The 4,977-nt window shown below is 60.8% G+C and carries 5 protein-coding genes; 4 read left to right on the top strand and 1 reads right to left on the bottom strand.

Features of this window, described 5'->3' with window-relative positions; translation table 11 throughout:
- Positions 1–474: 474 nt before the first annotated feature.
- From CT676_RS42970 to CT676_RS42960, 3 genes are all read left to right on the top strand, one after another.
- The gene (locus tag CT676_RS42970; RefSeq protein ID WP_244623529.1) at positions 475–1,215 is read left to right on the top strand and encodes an AraC family transcriptional regulator; all 741 of its coding nucleotides are present in this window, start codon (positions 475–477) and stop codon (positions 1,213–1,215) included.
- 137 nt (positions 1,216–1,352) lie between these two features.
- On the top strand, positions 1,353–2,066 hold the full coding sequence (locus CT676_RS42965; RefSeq protein WP_085401699.1) for an SDR family oxidoreductase: 714 nt from the start codon (positions 1,353–1,355) through the stop codon (positions 2,064–2,066).
- A 10-nt stretch (positions 2,067–2,076) separates the two neighbouring features.
- Positions 2,077–3,156 carry a DUF561 domain-containing protein gene (locus tag CT676_RS42960; RefSeq protein ID WP_085401769.1) on the top strand — a complete coding sequence of 360 codons (1,080 nt, stop codon included), beginning with the start codon at positions 2,077–2,079 and terminating at the stop codon, positions 3,154–3,156.
- Between the two features lie 200 nt (positions 3,157–3,356).
- On the opposite strand, the gene CT676_RS42955 is transcribed toward CT676_RS42960, so the two are convergent.
- Positions 3,357–3,779, bottom strand: coding sequence for a DUF805 domain-containing protein (locus tag CT676_RS42955; RefSeq protein WP_135217273.1), 423 nt, complete (start codon positions 3,777–3,779; stop codon positions 3,357–3,359).
- Positions 3,780–3,979: 200 nt separating this feature from the next.
- Between CT676_RS42955 and CT676_RS42950 the strand changes: the two genes are divergently transcribed.
- On the top strand, positions 3,980–4,783 hold the full coding sequence (locus tag CT676_RS42950) for a ThuA domain-containing protein (protein ID WP_244623528.1): 804 nt from the start codon (positions 3,980–3,982) through the stop codon (positions 4,781–4,783).
- Positions 4,784–4,977: the final 194 nt, after the last annotated feature.

The following is a 4,977-nucleotide window of genomic DNA, read 5'->3' as shown; positions in this document are numbered from 1 at the left end:
GGATCTGTCCGCGCCTTCAACGAAGCGTCCCATCCATATCCCCCATCAGGAAACGGAGGAATCGTAACCGACTCGTGGCTTTTCACACAGCCAGGGTCAAAAGCTGGCGGTCGGCAGCAGCGTGGCAACGTCGGTTGGGGGCCAATAACGGAAGTGAGCGGCTACACTGCTTGATCGCAGATGCGTGATAGGGCGGGGGCGAGAGTTGCGGTCAGCCACGAGTCCGACCACATTGACGCCGTCGAGCCCGCAGCATGTCCAAAGGTGACGCCGGCGTGAATTTATTTGGCCGAAATCAGGAATTGACATCTCGGCCGTCGCCGTCAGGCGAACGCAGCCCCAACAAATACGGCCTCGCCGGGCTGCTGGCCTCATCCGCCGCGCGAGGTTGGTCAAATCTCACGGCAGAGCTTCGCAGCCACCGCGGTACGGTTGCCTGGAATAACCCCCAGCCTGATGCCGAGATCTGCGTTGATGTGCGCGGTAGTCGGTCCGTTGTCACGCGTCGGCTGGACGGGGGCCATCGACTCGACCATCTCCGAACGTGGAACCATCTGGTTTCGTCCGGCCGGCGTGCAGCAAGGCCTGATCGACATGTCCGAGCCGGTGCCCGCGATCTTGCATCTTTACCTACCGACTGGCTTGTTCTTGTCGCATGATCTGGGTGAAGGGTTCGACGCGACGGCGATCGATTCACTCCGCCACAAGGGCGGCTTCCGCGATCCACTGCTTGCCGAGATTGCCTTTGCCATCATGCTCGAACTGGAACACGAGACGTCCGCGGGCAGGCTGCTCGCCGAAACCCTGGCATTCAGTCTGGTGGCAAGATTGATCCAGAACCATGCTGCGCCGCGGTCCGGCCTGGTCATGCCGGCCGCAGGGGAAGGGCTCGACCGACGCAGATTGGCGCGCGTGCTCGACTATATCGAAGCCAATTTGGAGGGCGATCTGACGGTAGCGCGGCTGGCTTCGGTTGCCTGCCTGAGCGAGTTTTATTTCGCGCGCGCGTTCAAGGCCGCCATCGGTAAATCGCCGCATCGGCATGTCAGTGCAAGGCGCCTCGAACGCGCCAAGGACCTGCTCTGCGATGCGGACCGGGCCTTGGTCGATATCGCCCTCGGGCTCAGGTTTTCGTGCCAGGCCAATTTCACCCGCGCATTCCGGCGAGCCACGGGCCAGACGCCGGCGCAATATCGGCGAAACCGGCTGGCTTGACTTTGTTACCGATGTAACGATCTGCATCCACCGACGGCAGGAAATGACAATAGCTGAGCAGGCGATGCAAAGCGGCATTGCCTCGATCAGGGTAACTGTTCGCCCATCCATGCACTTTGCGTGAAGGAGAAGCGAATATGACGTCCGAACGGAAGGTTGCCATCATCACCGGAGCATCGCGCGGCATTGGCGCAGGATTGCTCGAGGCCTACCGGGATATCGGCTACCACGTCGTTGCCAGTTCTCGTTCGATCGGCAGGAGCGACGATCCGTCGATGCTCGCGGTCGATGGCGATATCGCCAGCGCAAAGACGGCCGATCGCATCGTGGAACTGGCCATCGAGCGCTTCGGGCGGATCGATACGCTCATCAACAATGCCGGCCTGTTCATTGCGAAGCCCTTTACCGATTATTCTGAGGCCGACTTCGCCAAGATGGTCGGTGTCAATCTCGCGGGCTTTTTTTATCTGACGCAGCGGGTGGCGGCGAGGATGCTGCTCGCGGGCTCGGGTCACATCGTCAATATCACGGCCACGATCGCCGAGCAGCCGATGGCGTCCCTGGCGGCGGCGCTCGCGGCGCTAACCAAAGGCGGGCTCAACGCGATCACCCGCTCGCTCGCGATCGAGTACGCAAGCCGGAATATCCGTGTGAATGCCATATCGCCTGGCGCGATCGCGACCTCAATGCATGCGCCGGAGGCGCATGGCTTCCTCGCAAGTCTTCAGCCGATGGGCCGCATGGGCGAGATACAGGAGGTCGTCGACGCCGTGATGTATCTTGAGCGAGCGGCTTTCGTCACCGGCGAGATCATGCATGTCGATGGCGGCGCGTCCGCCGGCCGCTGGTAGGAGGTGTGCGATGTGGTCTAACCGACGTCTTGTTGAATTGTTCAAGATCGAGCATCCGATTGTGCTGGCACCAATGGCCGGATTGGGCACGGTAGACCTTGCAGCCGCGGTCTCGAATGCCGGCGGCATTGGCTCGATCGGCTGCGCTGTCTTGACGCCTGAGCTCATTGCAAAGACCGTTGCCGAGCTACGGCGACTGACGAAGAAACCAATCAATCTCAACTTCTTCTGCCACGATGCGGCAAAGGTGGACGCCGCTCGCGAGCGTGCCTGGCATGAGAAGCTTTCGTCGTATTATCGCGAACTGGGCATCGCCCCCGCAACGGTTACACCGCGCCTCGATCTCGCTCCGTTCGGCGATGCCGCGTCCGCCGTAGTCGAACAGGTCCGGCCGGAGGTGGTAAGCTTTCATTTCGGTTTGCCCGAGCCCGGATTGGTCGATCGGGTCAAGGCAGCCGGCTGCAAGGTGATCTCATCGGCGACGACAGTCGACGAAGCATGCTGGCTCGAAAAGCATGGTGCCGATGCGATCATCGCTCAGGGGTACGAAGCCGGAGGACATCGAGGCTCATTCCTCGATTCTAACAGCGAGCGCGCGATCGCCTCACAGGCCGGCACGTTCGCCCTTGTGCCACAAGTCGCTGACGCCGTCAGCGTGCCCGTGATCGCAGCCGGCGGGATCGGGGATGGGCGAGGGATCGCAGCGGCGTTCGCACTCGGTGCCGCCGGCGTGCAGGTGGGAACCGCCTTTCTGCTTTGCGCCGAGTCGGCAACGCCCCCACTCCATCGCGAGGCCCTGCGAAATGCGCGGTTGAACCAGACTGTCGTGACAAACGTGTTCTCCGGGCGACCGGCGAGGGTTCTGGTCAATCGCCTTGCCGCCGAGATCGGTCCCTGGTCGGACGCGGCACCGGACTTTCCGCTGCCCATGGGCGAAGTGTCGCCGCTGCGTGCTGTGGCTGAGCAGAATGGAAGCTCCGATTTCACGCCACTCTGGTCAGGTCAGGCGGCGGCGCTTGCCCGCGAGATACCCGCCAAAATGTTGATGGACGTCCTCGTGCGGGAAGCCACCAAGTCTGGAGGCAGCTGATGTCCGGCTTGGGATACCAACCAAAGTCCGAATTGGGTCGAAGTCCGGCGTGGTTCGCTGCGGATCGGCGCGCCGGGTTTACCCTGCGAAGCTGACCTGTCGTTGAGGAGCGCTGTCGGCAGGGATGGACCATCAGCAGACATTGCGGCTGACTTTCGCGCCACCGTTCAAACGCCCGGCCGGTCTGCTTTGGGCGCGCGCTAGACGCGCGTGCGCGGTAGCGGGGTCGAGCCGAACCGATTGTCGCCAGGCCGTCCGGGAAATGCACTCAGGATTGCCGCCAATAAAAGATAAGGAAGCCAATACGGAATGCTGAGCGCGTCGACGAGGAGAGGAATTGCGAGGATTGTGAGCGCCCACCAACCCGAGATGTTGAAGTCATGTAGTCGCTTCACAAGGATTGCAGCGAGCGGCCAGAGCGAGATAAAGAGGACAGCCGGGACGATGGGCCAGTCGAGCGGAGGGTTGACGCTATAGTATTGGGGTCCTGAATCAGTGAGCTTCCTCGCGATGCGCACGACGAGCATGTCGACTAGCACAAGTCCCAAAAGTCCCAATCGAAATTCCTGCGGACCGATGCGGCCTTTCATGGATAAGAAATACCAAATGAAAGCTGAATGCATGCGCCTCCGAGATCATCCTGTCCGATAGCTGTAGTGCAACGCTTAAGCAGCATAGGCTATACAGCCCAACACTATCCCAATAGATAACCTAAAATTGTGCGCACGGGCGGACAATCGCCGACAGTCACAATAGGATCAGGCCAGCAGCGTTGCATAGGACGCGAGAGGGCGATGCCCCCCGGTCGGCGCTGGGCTGATCTGTGCTAGGCTTCTTCAACACATGGTTGGTTTTGGCGGAGGCGATTGTGAGGCGACGTGAGTTCATCGCGCTCCTCGGCGGCGCGGCGGCAATCCGACCACTCGGCGCGCATGCGGAGCGTCCGCGAGAGCGCATCCTCTATTTCACATACTCCGCCGGCTACCGGCATGATGTCATACCGCTTTCTAAGGTTATCCTGACCCAGCTCGGAAGCCATTCGGGTGTTTTTGAAGTCACTGCAACGGAAGACACGTCCGAATTTTCTACCGAAAACCTCGAGCGCTACGCAGCGGTGATGTTCTATACGTCAGGAGAACTTCCGATGAGCGACGCGCAAAAGAGAGCTCTTCTCGACTTTGTGCGCTCGGGCCGCGGGTTCCTCGGCGTTCATTCGGCGACGGACACATTCTACACTTGGCCGGACTATCTAGATCTGGTCGGCGGCTACTTTAATGGTCATCCTTGGCATCAGGCCGTGAAGATCGAGGTGGTTGATCCCGGCGATCCCCTGGTGGCATTTCTTGGGAATGCGTTGCAAGTCGAGGACGAGATCTACCAAATCAGCGACTTCGACTATCGTGGTTCACGCGTGCTCCTGCGCCTCGACCCAAGCTCGGTGGACCTTGGCAAGACCGGCGTACATCAACGATTTTATGGCTGGCCTCTCACCTGGACCCGATTCTATGGCGAGGGACGAGTATTTTATTCGGCGCTAGGCCACGAGCCGTCAGTTTGGCGGGACGCCCGCTACCAGCGAATTCTCACGAACGCTATCCTGTGGTCTATGCGAAGGTCGCCCTGGTAGACGCCGCGGCACTTCGCATTTGCGCCACCGCCGGATTCGTTGGCTGGTGTCCATGCCTGAGGTTCGGACCGTCTTGGTCTGCGACTTCCGCTCCGGGTCTTGGGTGTGTGCAAACGGATAGGTCGGCACGCGGCCGTGGTCGCCAATCGTTGCAGGCGGCCGATGTCTCGCGTCGGAGCGTCCAATGACTGGCC

It is taken from the genome of Bradyrhizobium sp. MOS001, assembly GCF_004634465.1.
Taxonomy (GTDB): Bacteria; Pseudomonadota; Alphaproteobacteria; order Rhizobiales; family Xanthobacteraceae; genus Bradyrhizobium; species Bradyrhizobium barranii.
Note: the sequence above shows the minus strand (reverse complement) of the source record. Positions and strands in the feature narration are given on the sequence as shown.

What these genes read in the sequence shown, in the direction of transcription:
- CT676_RS42970 (WP_244623529.1), top strand. Translation starts at nt 475, where the DNA reads ATGTGCGCGGTAGTCGGTCCGTTGTCACGCGTCGGCTGGACGGGGGCC.
- CT676_RS42965 (WP_085401699.1), top strand. Translation starts at nt 1,353, where the DNA reads ATGACGTCCGAACGGAAGGTTGCCATCATCACCGGAGCATCGCGCGGC.
- CT676_RS42960 (WP_085401769.1), top strand. Translation starts at nt 2,077, where the DNA reads ATGTGGTCTAACCGACGTCTTGTTGAATTGTTCAAGATCGAGCATCCG.
- CT676_RS42955 (WP_135217273.1), bottom strand. Translation starts at nt 3,779, where the DNA reads ATGCATTCAGCTTTCATTTGGTATTTCTTATCCATGAAAGGCCGCATC.